The following is a 25,763-nucleotide window of genomic DNA, read 5'->3' on the forward strand; positions in this document are numbered from 1 at the left end:
CCCCTAAACTTCAATACTAATGATCCTACGAATTATGATAACGCCCATGAGCTGCGCCAGCACGGCACTAAGTAGCATGATGACGCCGGTTCTAGTGGTAAAAAGAAGGCTTAAATAGCCGGGATTTAGTAAGTAGATAACTGTGGTAAGGACAACAGGTAATAAACCGATAATCAGGCCCGATATCCTTCCCTGGGCGGTCAGGGTTTTAATCTCACCTTTGATGCGTACACGCTCCTTGATGGTATGGGCGATATTATCCAGGATTTCAGCCAGGTTGCCGCCAACCTGGCGCTGGATTAGGACCGCCGTGATTACCAGGTCCAAATCGTCGCTTTTTACTCGTTCTGTAAGGCCGAGCAGCGCTATTTCGGTAGAACTGCCCCAATTCATCTCTAATAACGTTATACCAAATTCCTTAGCAATGGGATCGGGCATCTCCCGTCGCACCATGTCCATGGCCTGCAAAAAGCTAAAACCAGACCGTAAGGCGTTGGCCATAATCACCAGGGCATCACCAATTTGACCGTTAAATTTAATCCGGCGTTTATTTTGTTTGACCCGCACGGCAAAAAAGGGCAGGTACCCGCCTAAGCATGCCGCCGTTATCGCGAAAGGCAAGTTATTTGTAAAAAAGAAAGATATAATCCCCAGTCCTAAAAGCAATAAAAAAGTTAATCCCAAGAATTCCTCCCCTTTAAGGAGGACATCCGCCCTGGTAAGTTCCTTCTCCAGCTTAGTCTTCAAGCCCCTGGCTCCCAGCATTTTCCCGATTAATTCCAAAGCTTTGCGGCTACCTTTACCTTTCTTGCCCTGAAAGTTGCTCAAAACCCTCGGCCTTTGCTTACCTAAAACTTTTTCCAGCTGTGCTGTCGCTAGCACCTGCTCCTGGTACCGTAATCCGGTTAAGTAAAAGGTCAAAAGAAACATTGCCAGGAAAACCATAACTGCAGTTACGACTGGTACCGTCAACAATCTCCCCTCCTAAAGAATTGACGGGCTGAAAATCTCAGGAGGCAAAACAATGCCGTTAGCTTCTAACTTACTTAAAAATTTGGGTCTAATCCCGGTGGCTAAAAAGCGCCCTTTTACCTTACCTCCCTGGTCATAGCCTTCCTGCCGGAAAACAAAAATGTCCTGCAGGGTAATAATCTCCCCCTCCATACCCTGCACTTCAGTAAGGTGGGTAATCTTACGGGAACCGTCTTTGAGGCGACTCTGGTGGATGATCAGATCAATAGCCGAAGCTATTTGCTCCCGAATGGCCCTGACCGGCAAGTCCATTCCGGCCATGAGAACCATGGTTTCCAACCGGGAGAGCATATCCCGGGGTGAATTGGCATGACCGGTTGTTAAGGACCCGTCATGGCCGGTATTCATAGCCTGGAGCATATCCAGGGCTTCGCCGCTCCGTACCTCGCCAACTACAATGCGATCGGGACGCATCCGCAGAGCATTCCTCACCAGGTCACGGATGGTGATGGCTCCCCGGCCTTCAATATTTGGCGGCCGGCTTTCCAGGGTAATTACATGTTCCTGGCGTAACTGGAGTTCGGCGGCGTCTTCAATGGTAACTATCCTTTCGTCACCGGGTATAAAGGAAGAAAGGATGTTTAAGGTGGTTGTTTTACCGCTACCAGTACCACCGGATACGATGATATTTAGCCGGCCTTTAACGCACATTTCCAAGAATTTGGCTATCTCTGGCGTTAAAGTACCTAGTTGAATTAGATCCTCAATAGTTAAAGGATCTTTAAAAAACTTGCGAATGGTAATGGTGGGCCCGTTTAAGGCCACCGGCGGAATGATAGCGTTAACCCTCGAACCGTCCGGTAAGCGGGCATCGACCATGGGCATACTCTCATCAATTCGCCGCCCGAGAGGAGCAACAATTTTTTCGATAATGTGCATGACATGGGCATTATCGCGAAACCTAACGTCAGTGAGCTGTAATTTACCCCTACGCTCCACATACACTTTTTGCGGCCCGTTGACCATGACCTCGGAAATTTCCGGGTCATTTAAAAGGGGAGTAATGGGGCCAAAAGCAACCGCATCATCGGTAATTTCCCGCGCCAGGCGCTGGCGTTCTGCCCGCGGCAGGGGCTCCCCTTGATCGGCCAAAATCTCTAGAACCCGTTGTTCAATCTTAGCAGCTAACTCCCCGCCTTCATTGTCGTCTTCTAAGGCTTGTGCTTTCAATTCATCAATTATTTTCTTGTGCACCAGAAGTTTTAGTTGGGCGTAGGGGTCTTTATTAACCGGGAAATTCATTCTTTCCCGCCTGTTGCCGTTTTCCCTGGCATCCTCTATTTGTTGCTCTAAGCGGGCTAATAGGGACATGGGCTTAACCCCCCTAAAACCAGGTATAAACATGACGCTAAGAACCTTAAAAACCGGGCTTTAGTGCTTACTCCTACCTGGTCCTTCCAGGGTTTAAGGAAGGATTAGGTGGGAGAGTTAAAACAGGGTACCGGGAAAGGGTTAAAGCAGCTTACTTAGAAAGAAGAATCTTTTTTGCCTACCTTTAATACGCTTACCCATTGCCGCAGGCATAAAATTTTCCGCTAATTCTTTAATCCTTTGGGCTATGACGCTCCCCGGGTGGATCAGGACAAATGGATGACCCCGATTAACTGATGCAAGCACCATTTTTTCTGCTTGAGGTAATATTGCCAGGGGCGTAACGCCAAGACTTTGCTTGATTTCAGCCAGGGAGATGCCGTTTTCCAAGGTGGATTTGTTAAGCACCGCTTTAACCTTGCTAGCCTGATTTAAGCGTTCCAATACTTCCAGATCTGTCTTGGCACATTTCAGTGCCGGCAAATCAGGTGTAAAAACAAGCAAAATATCGTCGGCTAAATCCAGGGCGCTTAAGGTTAAGTCATTGAAAGCAGGGGCAGTGTCTACAACTATATATGTGTAGTTACCCTTCAAAAGTTTAAGAATGGCTTCTATGTCCTTAACCGCCACAACTTCTGCCTGTTCCGGCTTTAATGGTGCCGGCAAAACCTTAAGCCCTGAGAGGTGAGGATAAAGATAGTTGTTTACCAGAGATATCTCACCGCGATCTTCTTCCTGAACCAGCTCAGCAATGGTACCCTGAGGAATAATATTAAGCATTAAGGCCACATTGCCGCTTTGCAGGTTTAAGTCGACCAGGGCAACGTTTTGCCTGGTCTCCTGGGCCAAACTGACGGCCAGATTGCAGGCTAAGGTGGTCTTGCCAACTCCACCTTTACTGGAAAACACGACGAGCATCCGATTGGCCGGTGCCGTTGTTTGTGGAGCTTCCTTAGGCGTCGGAGCCCTCAGTTGCAATATTTGCTGTTTCTGGTTTCGCCCGACGCGACGAATAGTTTCGGCTAAATCACTGCTGGTGAAAGGCTTTACCAGGTAATCCCTGGCACCGGCGGCCATGGCCTTGCGCAGGTATTCCGACTCCTTTTGGATGGAAATGATGACCACCGCCGTTTCAGGCACCCGGCTGGTAATGGCTTCGGAGGCGGCAATACCGTCCATACCGGGCATATTGATATCCATTAGAACCACATCAGGCCGCAGGGCCTCGACGGCACGAACGGCCTCTTCACCGTCACTGGCTTCACCGATCACTTTGATATCTTCTTCGAAATAAAGCAGACGTTTAATATCTTCTCGGGTGGTAGAGATATCGTCGACTATTAAAACGCTGGTCTGGCTCATAGAACCCTCCTCCGTGCCAGGTAACGCCTGTCCTTAACGTACTAGCTGCGGCATTTTTATTGAAGGCAGGGAAATAATGTCCTGGTCAGCAGGTGCCCTTAAGAGCAGTCTAATGCTGCCTTTTTCCGAGCAGAGAACTATAGGTTGTGCTTGCTCAGGTGTCACCATTAGCGTCACATTGCGGTAACCAATTTGCTTTTTTCCGTCAGCAACCGGCTGGCCAGGAGCTGCCAGGGTCTGATCTACGGAGAGCACTTCTACGTTTTGGACCAGTAAGGAGGTAAGGCTGGCTTTCTCCTGACCGGCTGCCGCCGGCAAATCAAAGGTCCCCAGGACATCGACCCGATCCCCGGGGCGCAACAAGCCGGCCAAACCGGAAACATCATTTACGGCCACCGTTATAGCCCTCTTCCCGGGGCTTATAAGAAAAGCTAGACCGTCGGCAGCATCTTTGCCGCTGGCCAGTTTTTCAAGGCGCAGTATCTCCCCGGGTAGGATCTCCGACTTAACCGTCTTGCCCAGGGCTTCCTTGGGTTCCGTAATGGCCTTGGCACTGATATATTGGGCCGGCAGTTCTTTGACTTCGAGCATCTGGGAGGTGATTTGCGTCCTGGCCGGAATCCGCACCCGCGCCACCACCACCTGTATAAAATCTCCCTTTTGCTGATAAGTCTTTTTCAGGTTATCCAGATAATAGTAAACCAAAACAGCTGCCACCAAGGCCGTCACTAAAGATAAGACCAAAAGCAATTTGTTGCGCATGGGCACACCTCTTTAGCTATTGCACCAGTTTAACGCCCTGCAAGCCGTAGTTTCGCTGGCCCGGATCCGCTTCGCCCGCTACAACGGTGCGAATAAAATAACCTTCAATAAAGTTTTCATTGCCCTCCCCGCGAACCTGTTCCACTAAAAAAGCGGCAAAGCCGACAATAATTATGGACTTGATCTGGCCGTCTTGGACCAAATTGGGTTCATAAACCGGTAAAATCAGGATGCGGGGACAACCGGGTTCAAAATGTTCTGGTGTACAGGGGGGCGAATGCCGGCAGAGCTCTAGACGGTAATCAATGGCCCTCTTGGTTGGGTTGGACATATTACCCGTCTCGGTATTAACCACATCGCCCACCCCCAACCTACCTTCATAGCCGTACTTTAAATTGTCCTCGTAATTGCTGGCGCCGCCGCCGCCTAAGGACAGGGCTGAATAGGTACCCGGACCGAGGGGGGAATCCTGGCCGGCACCTTGCTTGAGAATATACTTGCTCCCAAACTGGAAATCTTGATCTGGAACCGCTAGCGGCGCTGCACCTCTTACCGCCTTAATTCCGGCAGCCATCGCCACCCCTCTGGCCCTAACCTCACCACGCTGAAAGCCCATTAACCGGGCCAAAAAATAATTTACTTCTTTACTTGCCGTTACGGTAAGGAAGTTGCCATCTGCCGAAACTTCCGCCTGAACTGTTTCGGTGGCTCCATTCATATGGGCGTAGTCAATAGCTGTATTCCTGGCCAAATCAGGATTGTCAGGCAGCTCCCTGGCCCCGGCCAGGGCTGCAGCATCAACGGCATTAATTAACAGGTGACGGTTTAAAGCCAGAAGACCCAGATCAATAACTAAGGCAGCAAAAGATAACATGGCCACCATATTTAAGGCCACAAAGACTGCCGCAAAGCCCTTCTCCTACCGTAATAATTTGCTAAACTTTGATCGGCTTACCATGGCACCCTATTCCACTCGCATGTTAATTTCGGCGGTTAAGGGAAAGGGGTTGGGTAGTAAACTATTGAGGACCGGTGTAACTAATTCTACGCCGTAAGTCACCTTCACTTTAAGCGCAGTTCCGGGGTTACGCAGTCCTTGTTCTGGAACAATGGTAATATCGCCGTCGGTGAGGCTAAGGGTAAAAGCCACTTCCTTTACCCGGTCCCGAATTTCGTCATCGCTCGCTCCAACGACCCCCATCCGGGCTCCTTCTCTGCTAGCGCTGGTTAGAACCAAATAGCTATGTAAAATCCGGCCCATATCCATACTGCCCATTATGAGGAGGAGTAACAACGGTAGGACTAAAGCTAACTCCACCAATGCCTGCCCGCGCCGGCCGTCAAGAAGTTTTTGCCGCCGCAACTTTTTCACCCGCTCAAGTAAGTTAATAAAGTGCCGAGTGCTAGAACCGCGCCATATGGAAGCGTCTCCTCAGGGCTAGTCTGATTAAGGTTAAAACTTGGCCCTGTTACGGGTAAACCCCGCAACAAAAAATAAGCATTTATCAGCAGGGTATTAAGTGTAATTAAAAACCTCCCCTGGCGGGCCAGGTATACAATGGCCCAGCCGCCGCCCACCAGGGCACTGAGTAAAAAGGCACGCAAGGTAAAATGCGGGCCTTGCAGGGCACCGATAACCGCCAGCATCTTGACATCGCCGGCCCCGAGTCCACCTAAATAAAAGGGCAACAATAATAGCAACAAGCCTAAAATCATACCTGCTAAACTCTGCCCGACGCCGCCAATCCCGTTGGTCAACCAGGCATAAAGAAGGCCAAAAATAATAGCCGGTAGCAGTACCCGATTATAAATCTGGCGCTTACTTAAGTCCGTATAGGCGCAGGTAAGCAGGAAAATAATCAGTACCGCGTCTTTTAGCACTGTTATCAACCCTTTATTGCTCTTAAACCTTTTAAAAGTCGGCCCTACTTAAGAGCTTGAACTCAAGTAGGGCCGCTTTGTAAGTTAGTTGATTGCCTGTCCGGAGAGCTTATTGCCCACTCCTTCGAATATATGTTGAATACCGCCGCTTAAAATTCCCAAAGCACCAATTAGAACAATTGCCACTAGAGCGATGATTAAACCGTATTCAGCCATTCCCTGTCCGTTTTCCTCATGAACAAGCCTTTTAAGTAATTGCATTATCCCGCCTCCTTTCGCAATTGTTAATTTAATTTTAGCAATTTAGCGGAGAAGTTCCATCGGACTTCGGTCTCATTTTAAACTATGACTTTTGTCCCATCTCAGCATAGGACAGGTCCTAAGCCAGGTAGTGAAATATTAATAGTCCCGGGCCTTCACTATAACATAGGCCCGGGACTCACTGAGAAAGGAAGCGCTAATTTTTCTGTTGTCTTACCTCGACCTGTGCCAGCTTCTCATAAAAGCGGATGATGGCTCCATGATCGGCATCTCCCAAACCGTCTACCTTGAGAGCCTGGAGAATTTCCATAATTACAGCGGTCAAGGGCAGAGGTACTCCTACCTCGTGACCAGCAGCAAGCGCGTTTGCCAGGTCTTTTATATGGAGGTTAATCCGGAAACCAGGATTAAATTTCCCTTCCAGCACCAGGGGAGCTTTAGCATCCAGGACTGTACTCCCCGCCAGCCCGCCGCGAATAGCTTGATAGACCAGTTCAGGATCTACACCAGCTTTAGTAGCCAGGACCAGGGCCTCCGACATGGCGGCAATGTTCAAGGCTACAATGATCTGGTTTGCCAGTTTAGTTACATTACCGGCACCAATATCGCCAACCCGTACCACTGACGACCCCATAGCTTTTAAAATATCATAGCATTCATCAAAGTCCTCCTGCCGTCCCCCTACCATTATCGATAGAGTGCCATCTATGGCTTTCGGTTCGCCACCGCTAACAGGTGCATCTAACATTCTTATACCTTTTTCTTTTAGCTTGGCCGCAATTTCCCTGGTAACCATGGGGTCTATAGAGCTCATATCGATAAGGATGGAATCCGGCCGCGCGCTTTCAATTATCCCGTTGTGGCCCAGCACCACCTCCTTTACATGGGGTGAATTAGGGAGCATCGTAATAAATTTATCGCACCGTTCAGCTACCTCCCGGGGAGAACTGGCGGGTTCAGCTCCGGCAGCTACTAATTCCTCCACAGCTGCCTGGCTTCTATTGTACACCACCAATTGATAACCTGCCTTGATAAGATTTTTGCTCATAGGCTTGCCCATGATGCCCAAACCGATGAAGCCAATCTTACCCATAATCTTCTACTCCTTTCTGAAAATGATAAGGTTTAACCTAGGGCGTAGCCATATTCTGTAATCCATCTTAAAGAACTTAAAGTGTCCGGTTGGGGAATATATTCTAAGGATACATATCCTTCATATCCCAACTTATCGATTTCCTGCAGGATGAAGGAATAGTTTATTTCACCCGTACCCGGCTGGTGCCTGCCGGGATTGTCGGCAATCTGAATATGTCCTATCTTTTGTATATGTTCTCGTAAAATGGTGGTCAGATCTCCTTCTTCCCTTTGAGCATGGTAAATATCGTATTGCAGGTAAACGTTGGGCATATTTACTTCAGAGATCAACTGCAACACCTGTCGTGTGGTGTTAAGGAAGAAACCGGGCACGTCATAATGGTTAATGGGTTCTACCATGACGTTTATTCCGTGTTGGCCCAATACCTCTGCCGCATAGCGAACGTTGTTCACCATAGTCCGCCACTGTTCTTCATAAGAGCTGGAAGATACCCCTTTGCCCGCCAGGCAGTTTAAACGGGACACGCTTAGCTCGCGGGCCCAGGTAAGGGCCTGTTTTACTCCTGCCCGGAACTCTTCCTTACGCCCGGGATCGGCAGCAATTCCCCGGTCGCCGGCTGCCCAGTTACCGGCGGGAAGATTGAACAACACTACCTTAAGGCTGTTTTCTTTAAGTAAACTTTTAATGTCGTTTATCGCATAATCATAAGGGAAAAGGAATTCTACCGCTTTAAATCCGGCTTTATGGGCGGCATTAAAGCGTTCCAGGAACGGGAATTCGGTAAAAAGCATCGTTAAATTGGCAGCAAACTTCGGCATGACAATATACCTCCTGAGCATCGTAGCTTTTAAATGTAAAGGTAAGTATACCTATATTTTCTCCAGGTTTATCACCTCCCGGCCGTTTGAAAAGCCCATCTAAGGATGGCAAGAAGGGTAAAATATGCTTTTATTGAGACTGGTTTGCACAAGGACAGCTCATTCGTATTCTTGTATGGAATCAATGCTACTACCCATAGAGCACATTGCTGTCCTTTCAACAATTATATCAAGAACATAAGGTACGTCTGATTGCAGTGCACGTTCAAGCGCCGGTTGTATATCGTTTGGTTTCGTCACCCTCTCACCCCTGGCACCATACCCTTCCGCAACTCGTACGAAATCTATTTTCTGGTCGCTGTACCACAGGTCAACAGCATATTCAAAACCATAATTCTGTGTCTGATTTTGGCGTATAAGACCCAGGTAACCATTATTTACTATTACTACAATAATTGGAACACCATACTGGCATGCCATGGCTAATGCCTCTCCTTGGAAGGTAAAGCCTCCGTCACCTACGATGGCACAAACCCTGGTAGCAGGCCTCGCTATTTGGGCACCTATGGCTGCTGGGATTTCATAACCCAAAGTCCCCGCTCCACCAGAGGGAAGGTAGTACCTTGGCCGCCATATTTTCTGGAATTGTCCTGACCATATCTGAACAACACCGCACCCAACTGTAAAAATCGTATCTCTCCCCAATAACTCATTTATTTCGTGAAACACTCTTTGAGGCTTAATAGGTATATTGTCGAATTCCAGCCTTCGATCTATTTGTTCCCTTTGCTTTGGTATCCCGGCTACCCAGCCTTGGGGTAGCCGTTTCTGGGTTTTGGCTTTCGCAACTTCTAGCAACGCTTCCAATGCCAGTTTTGCATCTGAGACTATACCCAGGTCCGTACTAATTATGCGCCCTATCTGAGTGGGTTCTATATCGATATGGATAAACTTCCGCCCTCTGGTATAGACATCAACGCTACCTGTATGCCGATCATTAAACCTGCACCCAATACCTATAACAAGGTCAGAATCTAGAAAGGCTTTATTCCCAAATGGTGTATTACATTGTATCCCAACCTGGCCACAGTAAAGAGGATGGTCTGGAGGTATACTACCCTTGCCCATATAAGTAGTTACAACTGGAATGGAAAGGTACTCGGCAAATTTCACAAGCTCTTCGGTGCCTTCTGATATAATCACTCCGCCACCAGCAAGTATAATGGGGGATTTGCTGGCTAAAATCATCTCAATAGCCTTCTCTATCTGTTTTAGGTGCGGTTTTGGCTTATCCCATAGAAGAGGAGTATCCAATTCCGGATCATAGGGTATATCAGTTGTCTGGACATCTAAAGGTAAGTCTACAAGGACAGGACCAGGTCTGCCCGACCTGGCTAACCGGAAAGCCTCCCTGATAATTCCTGGAGCCCTGGCCGGTTCGGTAACGCACCAGGCACCTTTAACATAAGGCCGTACTGTATTAACTATATCGACGCATTGGAAAGCCTCTTTACCAAGTTGGGAGCGTGTATTCTGGCCGGTTATAGCTACCACGGGTATGGAATCTATTTGAGCAGTGTACAGCCCTGTAACCAGGTTTGTCGCCCCAGGTCCTGAGGTAGTAATGCAACACGCGATCTTTCCACTGGCCCTGGCATACCCATCAGCAGCATGGGTCGCGCCCTCTTCATGTCTTGCAGTATAGTGTCTTATTTTTTTAGACTGGGCTAAATACCTGTATACCGGGGTAATACTGGCTCCTGGTATCCCAAAAGCAACGTCAACACCCTCGCTTTCTAGAATTTTTACGACAACCTCGGCTACAAGCATTATAATTACCCCCCATCCGTATACTCCCTTCTTGGGGTTTTATTTTAAATGGGATACCAGGAAAAATAAAGGCTTTGGGCGCCAAAGGTCGTCCTTCCCTTTTTAAAACACTCCAGGTTGATTTGAACAGCAGGAAAGGAACTTAAGGGATAGGGGCAAGCATTTTATCCTCAAAATCCTTCTTTTCGTCGCCCTGGTCAGACCGGTTAGTTATTAAAGTTTACTATTGGCGTTGTTGGTGTTGTCAAAAGAACACGATCGCATATAAAATTAATATAATAATTTAAATAGTAAAACGCATCGTAGACATGACCAAAAACAAAGTAAAAAGGAGGAACATCCTATGCCCGGTATGGCAACAAAATCGGAAAGCCCCATTGAATTCCTCCGCAAAGCGCTAAAAAAAGTTTATATGGCCTTTATAAAACATAATCTCAAATACCTGGAGGAATTAAACACCATTAATCCTCGGCTAAAAATCCAGGCTCAAGAAAAGGTAACTCTCCCCATTCCTCCATGGCAACATATTCTCGCTGATATTAGCAAACTGGCCGCAGCCACCCATGCTAAAATACAGGAAGGAGTTCTTTTCAGTAACAAGGCGGTATCAGAAGTGCGTGAATTTTTCGAGGGAACAGATGAATTATTGCGGCATACTCAAGATCTGCTCTTGACGCAAAATCCCATTCTCCGGCAATACATTTTGGATAAGGTTGCCGAGTATGAGAATAAAATGCGCCACTTTACCACGGAGCATGAAGAACGGCTCATCAAGGGCATCTGCCTTCCTCGCTCCTCGAATTTGTACCTGGCCCTAATAGATGCTTTCAAAGATATGATATGGCGGTTGGGAATTATTGCCAAAGGATGTGAATAAGCTGGAAGCTACTCGCCGCCAGTTTTTCTTCATCATAAAAGAAGCTTTCTTGAGGGGGTCGATAGCGGAAATCCCCAGGGCATAGGCAACCAGGATCCCCCCAGAGAGCCCCTGCCCGGACCCACAGGTATCCCCTCTTGCCTGGCAAATCCTACCAGACCAGCGGCAATTAAGAAGTAAGGTGCAAGCTCATATAAGTAAATTAAGGAAATTACACAAGCATGTTGTTGAAACTTAATAATTGGAACGCCTTCCGATTAAGTCCTCAATTCATACAATTCGCTTACGGGTACCTCCTTTTCTTTTTCCGGTAAAGCATCTGAAGTAATATAGGCAGTCTGAGTGCTCGGATTTAAGCTTTCTATCCATATGGGTTTCCCCTCGTATAATACCTTAATAGTTTCGGGAGAAGCTAATATTTCTTGGGCCCTTTCATATCTCACAGGGAGTACCTCCTCGGGTTATCATTATGTATATTTTTTCTTGGAATTGAAGGTGTTATACGTTCATTTCTGGGGGGACATCGGTTACATATGACAATTAGTGTGATACCTTGCATAGCTTTCTGTTGGCATGGTAAGATAATTTTGTGTTGGGACTGGTGTAAGAAGGGAGATATCGATGGTAGCACTAACTTACATTTTTACTTTTGAGGCGGCTCATTGTTTGGAAGGATACGCCGGAGACTGTGCCCACCTGCACGGGCATAGCTACCGCCTGGAGGTTACAGTTAAAGGGCCAGTACAGGCTGATGGTATGGTCATTGATTTTGCCGTGCTCAAAACTCTGGTAGAGGAGAGTATCATTAACCGGGTTGATCACCAGTATTTAAACGAGGTAGTTTCTTTTGTTCCTACTTGCGAAAATTTGCTCTTATGGTTTTGGAAAGAACTGGGGGCGGCCTTAAAACCCTACCCCCATCTTGTCCTTGAACGTCTCGTCCTGTGGGAAACTTCTAACGCCCGGGCAGAAATAACCCGTGAAATGGAGAGTAGGTAAATGTTGGTTAAAGAAATTTTCCTCTCTCTCCAGGGGGAATCAACAGGTGCGGGTTTGCCGACAGTTTTTGTTCGTTTTTCCGGTTGTAACCTGCGCTGCCGCTATTGCGATACCAAGTATGCCTATGAGGGTGGAGAGGAAGTAAGTGTGCAAGCACTTTTCGAAAGAATTTCCCAATATCCCTACCGCCGTGTATGTTTAACTGGAGGGGAACCCCTTTTGCAATCCCGGGAGGAATTACAAAAACTCCTGAATGTGTTGAGTAATTACGAGGTATCTATAGAAACCAACGGCTCTCTTCCTCTTGAAATGGTATACTTAAATCCGGACCAGCGATGGGTAATGGACATTAAGTGCCCCGGTTCTGGAGAAGTTGCAGCTAACCGCTGGGAGAACTTAAGTTTAATCCGCCCGGAGGATGAAATCAAATTTGTTGTCAGCTCGGAGGATGACTATATCTGGGCGAGGGAGTTTATCCGCAAGAATCTTCCTGTGAGCTGCGAGAGATTGCTTTTTTCTCCTGCCTACGGTTTGCTGGAACCAGCCTGCCTGGCTGAATGGATTTTAAGCGACGGTTTAGACGTACGGTTACAGCTTCAACTACATAAAATCATATTCGGGCCTGAAAGCAGAATGTAGAAAGGGGCAATAATAAATGGAAAAAGTGATCGTGGTTCTTTCCGGAGGGCTGGATTCCACTACCTGCATGGCTATTGCCCGTGCTGCGGGAAAAGAAATTTATCCCCTGACCTTCGCTTACGGGCAAAAACATACTGTCGAGCTGGAAGCGGCACGCCAGGTAGCCAGCTATTATGGAGTAAGTGGGCGTCATAAGATCATAAATCTGGAGGGATTGCTATCTGGCTCGGCGCTCACAGACGCTGATAAAGAAATACCTACGGGGCGCTCTATATCCGAAATAGGCCGGGTAATACCATCAACTTATGTTCCTGCGCGGAACATAGTTTTTTTGGCGCTTGCTTTAGCCCAAGCTGAACCTTTGGATGCCCGAGCTATCTATCTTGGGGTAAATGCATTGGATTTTTCTGGCTATCCGGACTGCCGACCTGAGTTTATCAGCGCTTTCCAAGAAGTGATAAATAAAGGAACGGCAGCCGGCGTAGAAGGTCACGGTATCCGCATCGAAACACCCCTTATTCATCTAACTAAAGCAGAAATAATTAAAACAGGTATAAAGCTGGGTGCTCCATACCATCTCAGTTATTCCTGCTATCAGGGCTCTGTTCCCTCGTGCGGTACCTGTGACGCCTGCCTGCTTCGCTTAAAAGGCTTCCAGGAAGCGGGTGTAACAGACCCTATCCCCTACCGTAACAAGGGCTAGCTAAAATTTTTAGCCGGGAAATTGTACCCGGCTTTATTAATTTGGGGGATTGACGCTATAACCTGGATAACTTACAATGGCAATTGAAAAATTGAATTGCGGTTCATTGCTTGAAAATTGGGGGAAGGGTTTTGGTTTACCGGCGGACGAAAAAGGTAGATCAAAAGCTGGAGGCGCGCCTGCAGGCCATTATGCAGGCGGCGAAGGAAGAATTTGCCCGTCACGGGTTTTACGGTACTTCGGTTAAAGATATCGCCCGCCGGGCGGGGGTGGGCATCGGCACGATTTACTTATATCTGCGCAATAAGGAAGCCCTCTTTACCGCCCTGGTCAACGAAGCCTATGAGATGGTTCTGGAACGTATTGCCCAGGCCCGCAAAAACACCGCCGGTGGACGCCAAAAACTCCAGGTCTCTATGGAGGCAGCCCTGGCGGTCTTACAGGAGAACCGTGACCTGGCCCGGGTAATGCTGGTCCAATCACCGGCTGGCCACCCGGCGGTGGCAGAACAACTCTACGACTTGTTACGACGTCTAACGCAGCTTGTAGAAGAAGACGTACTGGAGGGTATCCAAAGGAAGGAGCTACCGCCCCAGGATGCCCATGTCGCAGCTTTAGCCTTTGTAGGTACCTTTTACCAGGTAGTTATAAGCTGGTTGAAAGAGGGCATTCCATCTGATTTGACGTTGGCGGGAAAAGAGCTGGTGGCCTATAATCTGCGCGGCCTGGGCTATGACCTGGAAGGAGACATTGGGAATGGTTGAAGAAAAGATACAGGCGGATATTGGCTTTATCGGTGGCTCAGGCACTTTTAGCTTGAACTTTCCAGAAGCATTAGGTGATCCAGGAACAAAGATTCTGGCCCGGGATGTGGTTTTTGCTACTCCTTGGGGTCCCAGTGCTCCCTTAATCCTTTTTCGCACTGGTGACCCGCCGCGCCGGGTGCTGGCGGCCAAGATGCATGGACGGATTCCTGGAGTCTCCTGGGGCGAGAGTTCGCAGCGCTTGTTCCATGCCTTTATGCAGGCTAAAGTCCGGAAGATCATTGCTGAGGGCGGGGTGGGAAGCGTAAATCACCTCCTGGATCCCCGGGACATTGTAGTGGTGACCGATTACATTGATTTTTCCATGCGCCGGGATGTGGGGCTTCAGGAGGGCTACCTGTCGGTAATGCGCCAGCCTATTTGCCCTTCTCTGCACAAGACTTTGGTAGAAACGGCTAGAGAGGCCCCTCTGGGGAGGGTCTTTGACCGCGGCGTTTATCTGGTGACAGATGGGCGCCACTTCGAGAGCGTAGCCGAAGTAAACCTGTTTCGCCAGTGGGGGGCGGACGTCGTAGGCCAGACCCTCTGCCCCGAGGTCTACCTGGCGAGGGAAATGGGGGCCTGTTACGCCGGCATCTACCTGGTAGTAAATTATGGGGAGGGTGTGGTGAAACCCTGGGAACATAAGGAGTTAAGGGAGATCTTTTTTGATGATGCCCCGGCCTTCGGCCGCATCATCCTGAAGGCCCTGGGACGAGTGACCTTTAATGGGGACTGTAGTTGCGCTACGCTGCGTAAACCGACCCTTTTGCGCCCTGAGAATATCGGTAAGTCTCATCCTGGATCCTAGCTATCTTATTAATATAAGCTATTAGAAGGGGGCTTGACAGGCCTTGTCTGCCATTATTGAACATATCCGGACGGAACTCTCCCGGGGAGAATTGGCGTCCGTAGCTGCCAAGGTGTATGCCGGGGAAAGGCTGAGCCGGGAGGACGGTATTCGTCTCTGGGAGAGCCAGGACCTCCTGGGCATCGGGTACCTCGCTGACCTGGCCCGGCAGCGGGTTTGCGGGGATGACGTTTACTTTATTAATAATGCCCACATTAATCATACTAATGTTTGCCAAAATCTCTGTGATTTATGTGCCTTTGGGAGAGAGGCAGGTAGTCCGGAGGCTTACACCCTTACCCTGGCTGAAGTTGAGGCGAAGGCCAGGGCGGCGGCTGCCGCAGGTGTCACCGAGATTCACATTGTAGGAGGTTTGAATCCGGAACTGCCGTATGATTACTACCTGGACCTGATCCGTACGGTGCGCCGGGTAGCACCCCAAGCCTGTATCCAGGCCTTTGATGCCGTAGAAATTGACTTTATAGCGTCCCAGGCGGGGCGGCCTGTAGCTGACGTACTCCAGGAACTCCGGCAGGCGGGCCTGGATTCCCTTCCCGGCGGCGGGGCCGAAATTTTTGCCCCAGCGGTGCGCCGGCGCCTTTGTGCCAGGAAGATTGACGGCCAGCGGTGGCTCATGGTCCACGAAACCGCCCACCGTCTGGGTATACCCACCAACGCTACCATGCTCTACGGCCACCTGGAGACAGCGGCCGACCGGGTGGACCACCTCCTGGCCCTCCGGGAACTCCAGGACCGTACGGGGGGCTTTTTGGCCTTTATTCCCCTGGCCTTTCACCCGGCCAACACGGCCTTCAGCAACCTGCCGGGAACCACCGGGGTGGACGACCTGAAGATGCTGGCCATCAGCCGCCTGCTCCTGGACAACTTCCGTCACATCAAGGCCTTCTGGATCATGATGGGACCGAAATTAGCCCAGGTGGCCTTGCATTTCGGGGTAAACGACCTGGATGGTACCGTACGGGAAGAGCATATTTTTCATAACGCGGGGGCCGCTACGCCCCAGTACCAGCCTGCCGAAAGCTTTTTGCGCAGCATCCGGGCCGCCGGTCGGATACCGGTGGAACGGGACACTTTATACCGGGAAATCCGCCGCTATGCCTGAAAGGGGGATGGGCATGGAATGGCCACGGCTGGGCCGGGTGAGTTACCTGAACTGCCTCCCGCTTTTTTACGCTCTGGAGACAGGACAGGTAAAAGTACCGGCCAAAATAATTGCTGACCACCCTGCGGTTTTAAATAAGGCCTTCCAACAAGGGGAACTGGAGGTCACGGCCGTCTCTTCCCTGGCTTACGGGCAGTTTGCGGAAGAAGCCCTGGTTCTACCAGGATTATCTATCTCCTGCCACGGCAAGGTTGGGAGCGTGGTCCTGGTGAGCCGGGTACCGGTGGCGGAACTCGGGGGCCGGCCCCTTTCCCTTACACCTTATTCGGCCACCAGCGTGGTTTTGTTGCGTATCCTCCTGCAACGGCTTTATCGCGTTGCGCCCGCCCTTTTTATCCGCCCGGCCGGCAGCCCCCCGGATTGGGGCCAACCCGAAGCCTTGCTTGCCATCGGGGATGAGGCCCTGCAGGTTGTCCGGACAGGTCGCTACTCCTTTGTTTATGACCTGGGGGAAGAGTGGCGCCAATTAACCGGCAAGCCAATGGTCTTTGCCCTCTGGGTCGCCAGGAGGGACTTTGCAGCTGCATATCCGGAAGAGCTGGCCGGCATCTGGAAAGCTTTACAGGCAGCCAAGGCCTGGGGAAAAAGGCACCCGGGGACCCTGGCGGCAGTAGGGGCCCAGAGGCTGGGGGTGGAGCCGGAATTCATGGAGGATTATTTTACCGTATTAAACTATGACCTGGAGTGGCCACACCTGGAGGGGCTTTTAACCTTTTACCGCCTGGCCCATGCTGAGGGATTACTTTCACGTCCGGTGGCTCTGGAGATCTGGGGAGGAGAAGATGAAGGAAATTATCGCCTGCAAAGTGCTTGACGGTGAGCGTTTGAGTTTTCATGAAGCGGAGCGTCTTTATCAAGAGGCCGACTTGCTGGAACTGGGTTACCTGGCCAACCGGGTCCGCCAGAAGCTGCACCCCGAGGGGACAGTCACCTTTGTCGTGGACCGGAATATCAACTATACCAATATCTGCGTCAATGCCTGCCGTTTCTGCGCTTTCTATCGCTTGCCCGGAGATCCGGAAGGGTACCTCCTCAGCCGGGAGGAAATCGGCCGTAAAATAGAGGCTACCCTGTCTGCAGGTGGGACCCAGATCCTGATGCAGGGGGGCCTGCATCCCGAACTTGGCCTGGCCTGGTTTGAGGATCTCTTTTCTTGGATTAAATCTCGCTATCCGGTCACCCTTCATTCCCTATCCCCTGTAGAAATCGATGACCTGGCCCGAAAGGAACGGCTGCCGGTGGCAGAGGTTTTGCAGCGGCTGAAAAAAGCGGGTCTCGACTCCTTGCCCGGTGGCGGGGCGGAGATTCTGGTCGACAGTGTTCGTAACCGGGTTAGCCCTAAAAAGACTTCCACGGCCCGCTGGCTGGAGGTGATGCGCGCAGCCCATGCCCTGGGGATGAAATCAACAGCCACTATGGTTTTCGGGTTGGGAGAAACTATTGCTGATAGGATTGCTCACCTGGAGGCTGTCCGGCAACTGCAGGATGAAACGAGTGGTTTCACGGCCTTTATTCCCTGGAGTTTCCAACCAGGCAATACCGACCTGGGCGGTGAGGAGGCAGGCGCCTGCGAATACCTGCGGATGCTCGCCCTTTCCCGGATTTACCTGGATAACTTTCCCAATATCCAGGTGTCGTGGGTAACCCAGGGAACCAAGATAGCCCAGACGGCCCTCTTCTTTGGAGCCAACGATTTCGGTTCCACTATGCTGGAGGAAAACGTAGTCCGGGCGGCAGGGGCTTCCTTCCGCGCTGATCAGGAGGAAATCCTCCGCTGCATCCGGGCAGCTGGTTTCCTACCCGCCCAACGCGATAATGAGTATCACATTTTACGCTACTACGAGGCAGTGTAAGTTAAGATTTCGTCTATCTCATTTTCGGCTTTCCGGACCAATAAATCCTTTAGTTCCTCCGGGAATTGTTCCCCGGCTTCCAGGGCCTTTAAAACAGTCTCAAACGTGTTCACCAACAAGTAATTTATTTTAGCATATTTTTCCCGGGTATCACCGGGTTCCGCCACCTTCCCGCTCCAGATTCCTTCCATGCGGTTGAACAGGAAGTTAGTGATGCGCCTCATTATATAAGCCAGATCTGCTACCTTAGCGTGGTCAAAGATGTTAATGCCTTCATAAGATGAGAAAGATGTTGTTTGCAAACGCCCCTCCCTTTCTAGTTTTTGATAAAATGGGGTGCCCCTTAAGATAATCTGGTGGTGATAAAGCAAGTTAGCCGTAACCGGAAGACTTTTAAGCAAATGGTTTCTTTGCAGGAATTCAAAATTAGCCCGCACATTCTCCAATGTTGAGTCTGGCTCAAACATAATAAACCCGACGTTGGGCTCTATGCCGTGTTGGCGGAGAATTCTCAGCGCCCTTTCATTCTGGGTCACGGTGGTCATCTTATTCAGCCGTCGCAAGGAATGATCCGTGCCGCTCTCAAGACCAATAAGAATGTGACGGAGACCTGCCTCCACCAGGGCACTAATAGTTTCCTCATGGATATCGTTAACCCGGGCCTCGATGCCAAACCGGATGTTCCTGGTTTTTAAAAGGGAGGCTAAGCGAAGAGCCCTTTTTTGGCCTTCTTGACCAGGGCCAAAAAAGTTGGGGTCCACAAAGTAAAATTCCTTTCTTCCCCGTTCTAACATAATCCTATCCAGCTCCGCAACAATATTCTCCGGGCTCCGCCCCCGCCATCGAGACCCATGGCCATAAAAGGGGTTGATGTAGCAAAAGGTGCATCCCCCGTAACATCCCCGGCTCCCCTGGAGGTTCACTTCAGGAAGGCGGAACATGGCCTCCGTTCGCACGGGAAAGGGGAGATGGTCCAGGTCTTCCACTGGTTTTCGCCGGAGGTAACTAATATTACCGGACCTATCCCTCAGGGCAAGGCCTGGAATATCCGCCAGGCAAGCACCCCAAGAGAGTGCCCCGGCCAGCTCGGCAAAAGTCAGCTCCGGCTCCCCAATGATGACGGAATCAATTGCCAAATACCTTTGTAAAATTTCGGCAAAGGCAAAGGTTGGATAAAACCCGTAGACCGTGATATAACGAGAAAACCCTTCACGTTTCACCTTCTCCAGAAAACCAAAGAGTTCGACGTCACTCTTCCAGTGATAGACCATATGGACACCCAGGATGTCCGGTTCCATGGCACTTAACCTTTGCTCAATTTCTTTATAAGAGAGCCCATCCAGGTATCCTTCCACAATCTCTACCTCATGCCCCTCACCTCTTAACATTGCGGCTGAATAACCTGTAAGAAGGCTTGAAGAAAGGGGTGTATTAGCAATATCGTTACACCGTTCGGGGCAGATGCTCCGCGGGTGCTCCAGTAAAAGGATTTTCATGTTCCAACCTCACTCCATATTTATTCCAAAAGCACCAGGGCGAAATACTTGACAAAGTCATTCTTGTTATTTAGTGTCCGCAGCGAAAGTCCCGCTCGCCTGACAGTCTCAAATACATCGATCCCCGCCCCCTCCATAGAAGGCCTGGCGTCCCGGGTGTTATGACATATGCTCTTAGTGGTGCAGGAGTCACAGAGGGTGCATGGACCCGCCCAAAAGGCAAAAGCTTTATAAAAACCTGCCTTAAAGGCCTCTTTTTCAGCCTGTAAGACACGACGCTGGAAAGACCTGGTGGGGGGTTCCCCTTCCAAGAGCAAGGCCAGAGTATAGTCCTTAAGGATATCCCTTGTTCTTTGAGGAGAGGGGCTATTTGGTGGGCAATGGGGTTTCCCGTACAGGTCACACCCGAATTGGCAGCGGAGTTCCGGCCACTCAGGGACATGGATATCCTTTACGGGAAGGAGACAGACCTGGCGAAATCCCAGCGTTTGAATACTGGAAACTAAACGAGCTTTGGGATCCAGGCTAAGTTTTTCCAGCTTTTTTTTATTTTTTGAGCCGATGATGAGGGCTGTATCAGTTGCCAAAGGTATGAGATGGGTGACGTAGAGGTTGTGATTTTCGATTTTTTCGCGGACCCACTTTTGCGCAAAAACCTTGCCGTTGTAGGTATTGATTAACATGTTAAGATCAAAGAGAGCGGCCTTTTCAGGATAATGTTCCGGGAAGAAATCGTGGATTACTAAAAAGCCATCGGCTTTCAGGCATTCTGCAGCCCTGGCCAGGATATGGGTAACCTCATTTTCCGCATAGGTATGAATAAGGTTGGATAAGATTACTAGATCATAACAGCCTTTACTCACCGGCCAGGCTTCTAGTATATTGGCCTGGCAATAAGTTACCCTCCCCGTGAGCCCCCTTTCCCGCATCAGCTCCTCAGCATAGTCCAAAACTTCGGGTAGGTCCATAAGGGTAGCCCTCATGGAAGGAAAACGCTCCAGAAAAGCAGCCGCAACAGCTCCTGAACCGGCTCCCACGTCCAGGATCTCCCCCTCGAGGCCAAGCCCCTCGAATATGGGAATAATCTCCCGCACCTTGGTCCTGGCTACGCAATCCATGGCACGGATAAACCTGCGGATACGATAGATTAGCTGTTCTGGCTCCTCCTGGGCCGGGGGAAAAGTTACCCTTCTCCCGGCTTTAATGCATTCCTTGAGGTCCCGCCAGGGAGAAGAGAGGTACTTGCGCCAGAGGATGGCCTCACCCTGATAATCTTTCTTACCCTTGACAAGATATGCGGAAGCGATCTTGGTATTAAAAAAGAATGGCCCGTCACGCTGCAAAAGGCCTATAGCGCAAAGGGCTTGCAAGAAACGCTCCACCCCCTGGCAATCGGATTCCAGCGCCCTGGCAATCTCAGCAATGGTCTTTCCCATGGGATCAAGGAAGGTAAATATTCCCATCTCAACCGCTGTAAAAAGAGCTTCGGAAAACCAGTATGCCGTGGCCAGGTCTTCCAGGTATTGGGGACTGGCTTCCTGGGGATCAGGATTTAAAAAAGACAAAGGTTTCATATGCCAAAATACTTGGCCGCAATCGCCGCGGCGCATTCGGATCCGCAAACAGCACAATGCTGGTGCTCGTGGCCATACCCTTGGGCTACCTGTTTTAACCTCTCCCCATCGATGGCCAGGCTAAGTTGCCTGTCCAGATCAACTGCTACCCGGGCGCGTGCCATTTGCCAGTTTCTTTCCCATGCCCTTTTGTCTCCCCTGGCGAGATCCGCCGCATGGGCAGCGATGCGGGCGGCTATAACCCCTTCTTTGACATCTTCTTCTGTTGGCAACCCCAGATGCTCGGCCGGTGTTACATAACAGATAAAGTCAGCACCTGCAGCCCCGGCAATAGCTCCGCCAATAGCCGAGGTGATATGGTCGTATCCCGGTGCCACATCTGTGGCCAATGTTCCCAAAATAAAGTAAGGTGCATCATGGCATAAACGTTTTTGTAATAAAATGGTTGCTTCTACATGGTGCATGGGTACGTGTCCTGGCCCTTCGACCATAACCTGCACCCCGGCCGCCTGGGCCCTGGCCACCAGCTCGCCAGCTATAATCATTCCCTGGAGCTGGGCCCCGTCCAAAGAATCAGCGATAGAGCCTGGGCGAATGGCATCACCAAGGCTAAGGGTAACATCATATGCTTTCAATATAGCCAGAAGCCGGTCAAATTGTTCATAGAGGGGGTTTTCTTTTTGGTTATAAAGCATCCAGCCAGTCAAAAAAGCTCCACCCCGGCTGACAATATCAGTTACCCGGCCTGTTGTTTGCAGGCGTTTTATGACTTCGAAGTTCAAGGCACTATGAATGGCCATGAAATCCACGCCATCTGCCGCCTGTTTCTCTACGGCCGCAAACATATCGTCTGCCGTCATGGCAACAATGCTACCTCGTTTGGCAATTGCTTCAATAGCAGCCTGGTAAATTGGCACGCTACCGACAGGAATATTGGCTTTCTCCAGGGTGAGCCGCCGCATCCCATCAATGTCCCCACCAGTGCTTAAATCCATGACAGCATCGCACCCTGCGGCTTCTGCGGTGGCGAGCTTCTTTAATTCCATTTCCTTTTCATCACGGTCACTGGAGGTTCCGATGAGGGCATTTACCTTTACGCGCAAACCCTGCCCAATACCGCAAGGATTAAAATGTTTGCGCTTAACGTTTCTGGGAATAACAATTTTCCCTGTAGCCACTCCCGCCTGGACAATTTTGACGTCCAAATTTTCCTGGGAGGCCACCATTTCCATCTCTGGTGTGATTTTACCTGCCCGGGCAGCCAAAACCTGGGTCATTTTTTCCACCCTTTCTTTTTTAACAGGTTTGCCTGGAGGTACCCAAATATTGGGATACAATCTCCATGGCGCAGTATTTCCCGCACATGGCACATCCTGAGGAGGCGTCATTGCTTCTCTCTTTCCGCAGCTGCCTGGCCCGTTCAGGATCAATGGCCAGGGCAATCTGTTTTTTCCAGTCCAACTCTTTCCTGGCCCGGGAAATTTCTAGATCCCACTCTCTAGCACCAGGCAGTCCTTTAGCCAAATCTGCGGCATGGGCGGCAATACGCGCGGCAACTACCCCCTCCCGGACCTGGTAGCTATCAGGGAGACCAAGGTGTTCGGAGGCTGTTACATAACAAAGAAAATCAGCGCCAGCCCAGGCACTTAAGGCGCCGCCAATGGCAGCGTTAATGTGGTCGTAACCAGCAGCTATGTCGGTTACAACGGGACCGAAAACAAAGTAAGGGGCTCCCTGGCAAAGACTCTTTTGCAGGGCAACGGTTGCTTTAAGCTGGTTAAGGGGTACGTGACCCGGTCCCTTGACCATCACCTGGACTCCTGCTTCCCGGGCCCGTTGCACCAGTTCCCCCAGGACCACCAGCTCCTGCACCTGAGGACCATCCAGGGAGTCGGCGAGACACCCGGGTCTCATACCGTCAGCAAGGCTTAATGTTACATCGTACCGCCTGGCGATCTCGAGAATCCTCTCGTAGTATTCATAAAGCGGGTTTTCTCTCTGGTTATAGAGCATCCAACCAATAAGGTGTGAACCCCCGTAGCTTACCAGGGGATCAACCCGGCCTTCCTTTTGGGCACGCTCCACAACGCTTATGGTAGTACCACAGTGCAGGGCCAAAAAGTCAATCCCGTCAGCAGCCTGGCGTTCGATGACCTCAAAGAGTTCCTCAACCTTCATCTTCACAGGGGAACCATATTTCTCCCTTGCCTCGACCAAGGCCTGATACAGGGGTAGCGTTCCTACCGGTGTAGGTGTAGCAGCAAGTGCTTCTTTGCGCATGCCATCGATGTCCCCACTGACGCTCAAATCCATAATCGCATCAGTTCCTGCTGCCACAGCCATTTTGATTTTCTTTACTTCCTCAGCAAGATCACTCTTATCCCCATATAAACCAACGCTGGCGCTGACCTTGGTGCGTAAGCCAGTACCTATCCCCACCGGGACCCTATTGCGGCGGAGCATGTTGTGAGGTACAACGATGGTACCCTCAGCTATTCCCTGCCTGACAAATTCAGGAGTAACTCCTTCCTGCGCTGCCACCTGTTCCATGGCCGGGGTGATTATACCCTCTAAGGCAGAGTTTAACAGGGTCAACCTTCTCCTCTCCTTCCCTTGAAGATATAAAAAGTCCCCAGCCGCAACTAAACCCGGCTGGGGACTTTACCATCATCCCCAACGGTTCCCCTTTCTCGCGAAGGTGAACACGTCGCAAATAGGCAGGTCTCCTGGCTGACGGATCTTCGCTCCCCGGAGCCTTCCCATTACCCTTCGCCTGGTCAAGCTTGAGTAACAGTGGCTGTTTCCGGCTTGCTCCCCGATCACAGTGACGGGATCGCTCGGGACTCGCACCCGATTCCCTATTCTCCCCACACGTAGGGCACCTATTTGCCATATCCAGTTTTATTAAACATTATTATAGCCGCTCACCCCTGGCACGTCAAGGTAATTTTTTCCACCAGCTGGTGGGTAATTATTTCTTAATTGAGGGGCCCCGTTCTACAAGGCAAGGGCTGGGCTGATAGCGGCTAATGCCAAGGTCTTTGCGGATAATTTTACCATTTGGCTGTTCAATGGTAACCCATGAACGAACGGTAATACCATCCTGGCCGGGAAAAATTACCTTTTCTGTCCCGGGGGGTAAGGAAGGATTGTATTTATATTCCGTCCAGCTTTCAGTTTTCCCTAGAATTTCATGGTGCCAGGTTACCCTGGGTGGCTTTTCCCGTCCGTAAAAGGCAATGTAGAGGGTATCGCCATAAGTATCAGCCCAGATGACCAGGGGGCTGGTGGTATTGTTGCGAAAGCGAAAATCATAGGTGCCATAGGCAACCGTAGCATCCTGACCTGGTGGTACGTAAGGCACTGTTAATGAGTGGGGGTAACGCTCAATGATTTCCAGGTTGGCCAGGATGGCTACGTTGTATAAGACCGAGGCAATTTTACAAACCCCACCGCCCTCGCTGGGAATGATTTTATTACCGGCAAACATGGGACCATCGCGGTAACCGCGGGCTTTGGTATATGGTCCTAAAAGTTTATTCTGCGAAAAAATTTCCCCGGGTTTAAGAACGGTGCCGGCAAGCCTGTCGGTAGCCAGGGCCACATTGTATGCTTCCCAGAGAATGGGGTCGGGTAAACTGGCGTGATAGGAGGCCATGAGAACAGGGGTGTCATACTTTCTTAAAAGTTCTTCTACCTCCCTGTTCCCGGCCCAGGGCAGCGTTTCTTTACCCGAGACAACGTTTTCCGTTTTATATTGCGACGAACCTGAGGGTATAGAATGGATCACCTGCCGGCCTTTAGACCAGTCTAACCATAGCCAGGTTAGCAGCAACCCGGCAATAATAAATAATATCAGGTAAATAATACGCAAAGGGTTACACCCCTCGCCAGGTGGTCGGTCACCTTCCCACCAGTCCTACCAGAAAAACCCCCAGACAAATGAACAAACCGCCCAGCAATTTATTCCAGCTAATTTCTTCGGCAAAAATAAGTGCTGACAGGATAAGGGTAATAAAGGGAGAGATACTGATAATTAAATTTACTTCAGCCGGTTGGCCATGTTTTAAGGCGGAGTAATAGGCCAGGTCACCAGCCACAGCAGTAAAGAAAGCTTCGGCAGTGAGGAAACACCAGGATTTGAGGGGTATAGACAAAAGATAGCCCAGGCCCCCCCTGTAAATTACCCATGGAGCTACCAGCCCCCCGGCCAGAAAGGTACGGGCTATTAATCCCGCCGCGGCGGATACATCCAGTAAAGCAACCTTACCAAAAAGCGGAGCTATACCCCAGCAAAGGGCTCCTAGCAAGGCGAAGCTAAGGGGATTCACGTCCAACACCCCCATAGGAAAGATTATTCATTTTTTCTTTGAATAGAACTATTAACATTCAACTTCGCCGCGACATGAGCCCTAGCTTAGCTATTAGCTCGC

At 50.2% G+C, this 25,763-nt stretch carries 26 protein-coding genes, 2 pseudogenes and 1 riboswitch; of the genes and pseudogenes, 9 read left to right on the forward strand and 19 right to left on the reverse strand.

The genetic code is table 11. From position 1 onward, the window contains the following. Positions 1 to 3: 3 nt before the first annotated feature. The 11 genes and pseudogenes from MOST_RS08465 to ilvB form a co-directional block, all read right to left on the reverse strand. On the reverse strand, positions 4 to 972 hold the full coding sequence (locus MOST_RS08465) for a type II secretion system F family protein (RefSeq protein ID WP_054935570.1): 969 nt from the start codon (positions 970 to 972) through the stop codon (positions 4 to 6). A gap of 12 nt (positions 973 to 984) precedes the next feature. Further along, positions 985 to 2,343, reverse strand: a complete 1,359-nt coding sequence (locus MOST_RS08470) for a TadA family conjugal transfer-associated ATPase (RefSeq protein WP_054935569.1) — start codon at positions 2,341 to 2,343, stop codon at positions 985 to 987. Positions 2,344 to 2,484: 141 nt separating this feature from the next. Then, on the reverse strand, positions 2,485 to 3,705 hold the full coding sequence (locus MOST_RS08475; protein WP_054935568.1) for a CpaE/TadZ family protein: 1,221 nt from the start codon (positions 3,703 to 3,705) through the stop codon (positions 2,485 to 2,487). Between the two features lie 33 nt (positions 3,706 to 3,738). Continuing rightward, entirely contained in the window at positions 3,739 to 4,467 is a 729-nt protein-coding gene (gene cpaB / locus MOST_RS08480) for a Flp pilus assembly protein CpaB (RefSeq protein ID WP_054935567.1), read from the reverse strand. 16 nt (positions 4,468 to 4,483) lie between these two features. Next, positions 4,484 to 5,368, reverse strand: a pseudogene (locus MOST_RS08485) (pilus assembly protein TadG-related protein); the annotation flags it as partial. Positions 5,369 to 5,431: 63 nt separating this feature from the next. Beyond that, entirely contained in the window at positions 5,432 to 5,830 is a 399-nt protein-coding gene (locus MOST_RS08490; RefSeq protein ID WP_208974773.1) for a TadE/TadG family type IV pilus assembly protein, read from the reverse strand. Positions 5,831 to 5,835: 5 nt separating this feature from the next. Then, entirely contained in the window at positions 5,836 to 6,348 is a 513-nt protein-coding gene (locus tag MOST_RS08495; RefSeq protein WP_054935564.1) for an A24 family peptidase, read from the reverse strand. Between the two features lie 84 nt (positions 6,349 to 6,432). Beyond that, a complete protein-coding gene (locus MOST_RS08500) occupies positions 6,433 to 6,609 on the reverse strand; it encodes a Flp family type IVb pilin (RefSeq protein ID WP_083476437.1) in 177 nt (58 codons plus the stop codon). Positions 6,610 to 6,805: 196 nt separating this feature from the next. Beyond that, positions 6,806 to 7,702, reverse strand: coding sequence for a 2-hydroxy-3-oxopropionate reductase (garR, locus tag MOST_RS08505; RefSeq protein ID WP_054935562.1), 897 nt, complete (start codon positions 7,700 to 7,702; stop codon positions 6,806 to 6,808). A gap of 32 nt (positions 7,703 to 7,734) precedes the next feature. Further along, positions 7,735 to 8,523, reverse strand: coding sequence for a hydroxypyruvate isomerase (gene hyi, locus MOST_RS08510; RefSeq protein ID WP_054935561.1), 789 nt, complete (start codon positions 8,521 to 8,523; stop codon positions 7,735 to 7,737). Positions 8,524 to 8,682: 159 nt separating this feature from the next. Next, the gene (gene ilvB / locus MOST_RS08515; protein WP_054935560.1) at positions 8,683 to 10,353 is read right to left on the reverse strand and encodes a biosynthetic-type acetolactate synthase large subunit; all 1,671 of its coding nucleotides are present in this window, start codon (positions 10,351 to 10,353) and stop codon (positions 8,683 to 8,685) included. A gap of 343 nt (positions 10,354 to 10,696) precedes the next feature. Here ilvB and MOST_RS08520 point away from each other — a divergent pair, with 343 nt between their 5' ends. Beyond that, positions 10,697 to 11,230: a hypothetical protein gene (locus MOST_RS08520; protein ID WP_054935559.1), complete on the forward strand. Its 534-nt coding sequence runs from the start codon at positions 10,697 to 10,699 to the stop codon at positions 11,228 to 11,230. Between the two features lie 48 nt (positions 11,231 to 11,278). Here the strand turns inward: MOST_RS08520 and MOST_RS18530 are convergent. Further along, positions 11,279 to 11,415: pseudogene (locus MOST_RS18530) on the reverse strand (hypothetical protein); the annotation flags it as partial. A gap of 72 nt (positions 11,416 to 11,487) precedes the next feature. Then, positions 11,488 to 11,673: an H-type small acid-soluble spore protein gene (locus MOST_RS08525; protein WP_054935558.1), complete on the reverse strand. Its 186-nt coding sequence runs from the start codon at positions 11,671 to 11,673 to the stop codon at positions 11,488 to 11,490. A gap of 178 nt (positions 11,674 to 11,851) precedes the next feature. Between MOST_RS08525 and queD the strand changes: the two genes are divergently transcribed. The 8 genes from queD to mqnC all read left to right on the forward strand — a co-directional run bounded on the left by queD (position 11,852) and on the right by mqnC (position 18,260). Beyond that, positions 11,852 to 12,229, forward strand: coding sequence for a 6-carboxytetrahydropterin synthase QueD (gene queD / locus MOST_RS08530; RefSeq protein ID WP_054935557.1), 378 nt, complete (start codon positions 11,852 to 11,854; stop codon positions 12,227 to 12,229). Next, positions 12,230 to 12,868, forward strand: a complete 639-nt coding sequence (locus tag MOST_RS08535) for a radical SAM protein (protein ID WP_054935556.1) — start codon at positions 12,230 to 12,232, stop codon at positions 12,866 to 12,868. It abuts the gene before it with no gap. Between the two features lie 16 nt (positions 12,869 to 12,884). Further along, the gene (gene queC, locus MOST_RS08540; RefSeq protein ID WP_054935555.1) at positions 12,885 to 13,571 is read left to right on the forward strand and encodes a 7-cyano-7-deazaguanine synthase QueC; all 687 of its coding nucleotides are present in this window, start codon (positions 12,885 to 12,887) and stop codon (positions 13,569 to 13,571) included. 131 nt (positions 13,572 to 13,702) lie between these two features. Continuing rightward, on the forward strand, positions 13,703 to 14,335 hold the full coding sequence (locus MOST_RS08545) for a TetR/AcrR family transcriptional regulator (RefSeq protein WP_054935554.1): 633 nt from the start codon (positions 13,703 to 13,705) through the stop codon (positions 14,333 to 14,335). After that, positions 14,328 to 15,185: an MTAP family purine nucleoside phosphorylase gene (locus MOST_RS08550; RefSeq protein WP_054935553.1), complete on the forward strand. Its 858-nt coding sequence runs from the start codon at positions 14,328 to 14,330 to the stop codon at positions 15,183 to 15,185. The genes MOST_RS08545 and MOST_RS08550 overlap by 8 nt, the downstream gene beginning before the upstream one ends. 43 nt (positions 15,186 to 15,228) lie before the next feature. Further along, a complete protein-coding gene (gene mqnE / locus MOST_RS08555; RefSeq protein WP_106007091.1) occupies positions 15,229 to 16,347 on the forward strand; it encodes an aminofutalosine synthase MqnE in 1,119 nt (372 codons plus the stop codon). A 13-nt stretch (positions 16,348 to 16,360) separates the two neighbouring features. Beyond that, positions 16,361 to 17,221, forward strand: coding sequence for a menaquinone biosynthetic enzyme MqnA/MqnD family protein (locus MOST_RS08560; protein ID WP_054937236.1), 861 nt, complete (start codon positions 16,361 to 16,363; stop codon positions 17,219 to 17,221). Then, a complete protein-coding gene (gene mqnC / locus MOST_RS08565; RefSeq protein ID WP_054935551.1) occupies positions 17,190 to 18,260 on the forward strand; it encodes a cyclic dehypoxanthinyl futalosine synthase in 1,071 nt (356 codons plus the stop codon). The genes MOST_RS08560 and mqnC overlap by 32 nt, the downstream gene beginning before the upstream one ends. Here mqnC and MOST_RS08570 read toward each other — a convergent pair. From MOST_RS08570 to MOST_RS08595, 6 genes are all read right to left on the reverse strand, one after another. After that, complete coding sequence (locus MOST_RS08570; protein WP_054935550.1) at positions 18,245 to 19,756, reverse strand: B12-binding domain-containing radical SAM protein; 1,512 nt, start codon at positions 19,754 to 19,756, stop codon at positions 18,245 to 18,247. The two genes, mqnC and MOST_RS08570, sit on opposite strands and share 16 nt — an antisense overlap. A 20-nt stretch (positions 19,757 to 19,776) precedes the next feature. Continuing rightward, the gene (locus tag MOST_RS08575) at positions 19,777 to 21,330 is read right to left on the reverse strand and encodes a DUF2284 domain-containing protein (RefSeq protein WP_054935549.1); all 1,554 of its coding nucleotides are present in this window, start codon (positions 21,328 to 21,330) and stop codon (positions 19,777 to 19,779) included. Beyond that, positions 21,327 to 22,607, reverse strand: coding sequence for a B12 lower ligand biosynthesis ThiC-like protein BzaB (bzaB, locus tag MOST_RS08580; protein WP_054935579.1), 1,281 nt, complete (start codon positions 22,605 to 22,607; stop codon positions 21,327 to 21,329). Before bzaB ends, MOST_RS08575 begins: the two co-directional genes overlap by 4 nt. Before the next feature lie 19 nt (positions 22,608 to 22,626). After that, positions 22,627 to 23,925, reverse strand: a complete 1,299-nt coding sequence (gene thiC, locus MOST_RS08585) for a phosphomethylpyrimidine synthase ThiC (RefSeq protein ID WP_054935548.1) — start codon at positions 23,923 to 23,925, stop codon at positions 22,627 to 22,629. A 104-nt stretch (positions 23,926 to 24,029) separates the two neighbouring features. After that, a riboswitch (cobalamin riboswitch) is annotated at positions 24,030 to 24,231 on the reverse strand. A gap of 70 nt (positions 24,232 to 24,301) precedes the next feature. Next, positions 24,302 to 25,204 (reverse strand): VanW family protein, encoded by a 903-nt coding sequence (locus MOST_RS08590; protein WP_054935547.1) that lies wholly within the window; start codon positions 25,202 to 25,204, stop codon positions 24,302 to 24,304. Between the two features lie 28 nt (positions 25,205 to 25,232). Further along, the gene (locus MOST_RS08595; protein WP_054935546.1) at positions 25,233 to 25,661 is read right to left on the reverse strand and encodes an EamA family transporter; all 429 of its coding nucleotides are present in this window, start codon (positions 25,659 to 25,661) and stop codon (positions 25,233 to 25,235) included. Positions 25,662 to 25,763: the final 102 nt, after the last annotated feature.

The organism is Neomoorella stamsii (genome assembly GCF_002995805.1).
GTDB classification, from domain to species: Bacteria; Bacillota; DSM-521; order Neomoorellales; family Neomoorellaceae; genus Neomoorella; species Neomoorella stamsii.

Coding starts and splice junctions, on each gene's coding strand:
- MOST_RS08470 (WP_054935569.1), bottom strand. CDS start 2,343: ATGTCCCTATTAGCCCGCTTAGAGCAACAAATAGAGGATGCCAGGGAA.
- MOST_RS08475 (WP_054935568.1), bottom strand. CDS start 3,705: ATGAGCCAGACCAGCGTTTTAATAGTCGACGATATCTCTACCACCCGA.
- cpaB (WP_054935567.1), bottom strand. CDS start 4,467: ATGCGCAACAAATTGCTTTTGGTCTTATCTTTAGTGACGGCCTTGGTG.
- MOST_RS08500 (WP_083476437.1), bottom strand. CDS start 6,609: ATGCAATTACTTAAAAGGCTTGTTCATGAGGAAAACGGACAGGGAATG.
- garR (WP_054935562.1), bottom strand. CDS start 7,702: ATGGGTAAGATTGGCTTCATCGGTTTGGGCATCATGGGCAAGCCTATG.
- hyi (WP_054935561.1), bottom strand. CDS start 8,523: ATGCCGAAGTTTGCTGCCAATTTAACGATGCTTTTTACCGAATTCCCG.
- ilvB (WP_054935560.1), bottom strand. CDS start 10,353: ATGCTTGTAGCCGAGGTTGTCGTAAAAATTCTAGAAAGCGAGGGTGTT.
- MOST_RS08520 (WP_054935559.1), top strand. CDS start 10,697: ATGCCCGGTATGGCAACAAAATCGGAAAGCCCCATTGAATTCCTCCGC.
- queD (WP_054935557.1), top strand. CDS start 11,852: ATGGTAGCACTAACTTACATTTTTACTTTTGAGGCGGCTCATTGTTTG.
- MOST_RS08535 (WP_054935556.1), top strand. CDS start 12,230: ATGTTGGTTAAAGAAATTTTCCTCTCTCTCCAGGGGGAATCAACAGGT.
- queC (WP_054935555.1), top strand. CDS start 12,885: ATGGAAAAAGTGATCGTGGTTCTTTCCGGAGGGCTGGATTCCACTACC.
- MOST_RS08550 (WP_054935553.1), top strand. CDS start 14,328: ATGGTTGAAGAAAAGATACAGGCGGATATTGGCTTTATCGGTGGCTCA.
- MOST_RS08560 (WP_054937236.1), top strand. CDS start 16,361: ATGGAATGGCCACGGCTGGGCCGGGTGAGTTACCTGAACTGCCTCCCG.
- mqnC (WP_054935551.1), top strand. CDS start 17,190: ATGAAGGAAATTATCGCCTGCAAAGTGCTTGACGGTGAGCGTTTGAGT.
- MOST_RS08570 (WP_054935550.1), bottom strand. CDS start 19,756: ATGAAAATCCTTTTACTGGAGCACCCGCGGAGCATCTGCCCCGAACGG.
- MOST_RS08575 (WP_054935549.1), bottom strand. CDS start 21,330: ATGAAACCTTTGTCTTTTTTAAATCCTGATCCCCAGGAAGCCAGTCCC.
- bzaB (WP_054935579.1), bottom strand. CDS start 22,607: ATGACCCAGGTTTTGGCTGCCCGGGCAGGTAAAATCACACCAGAGATG.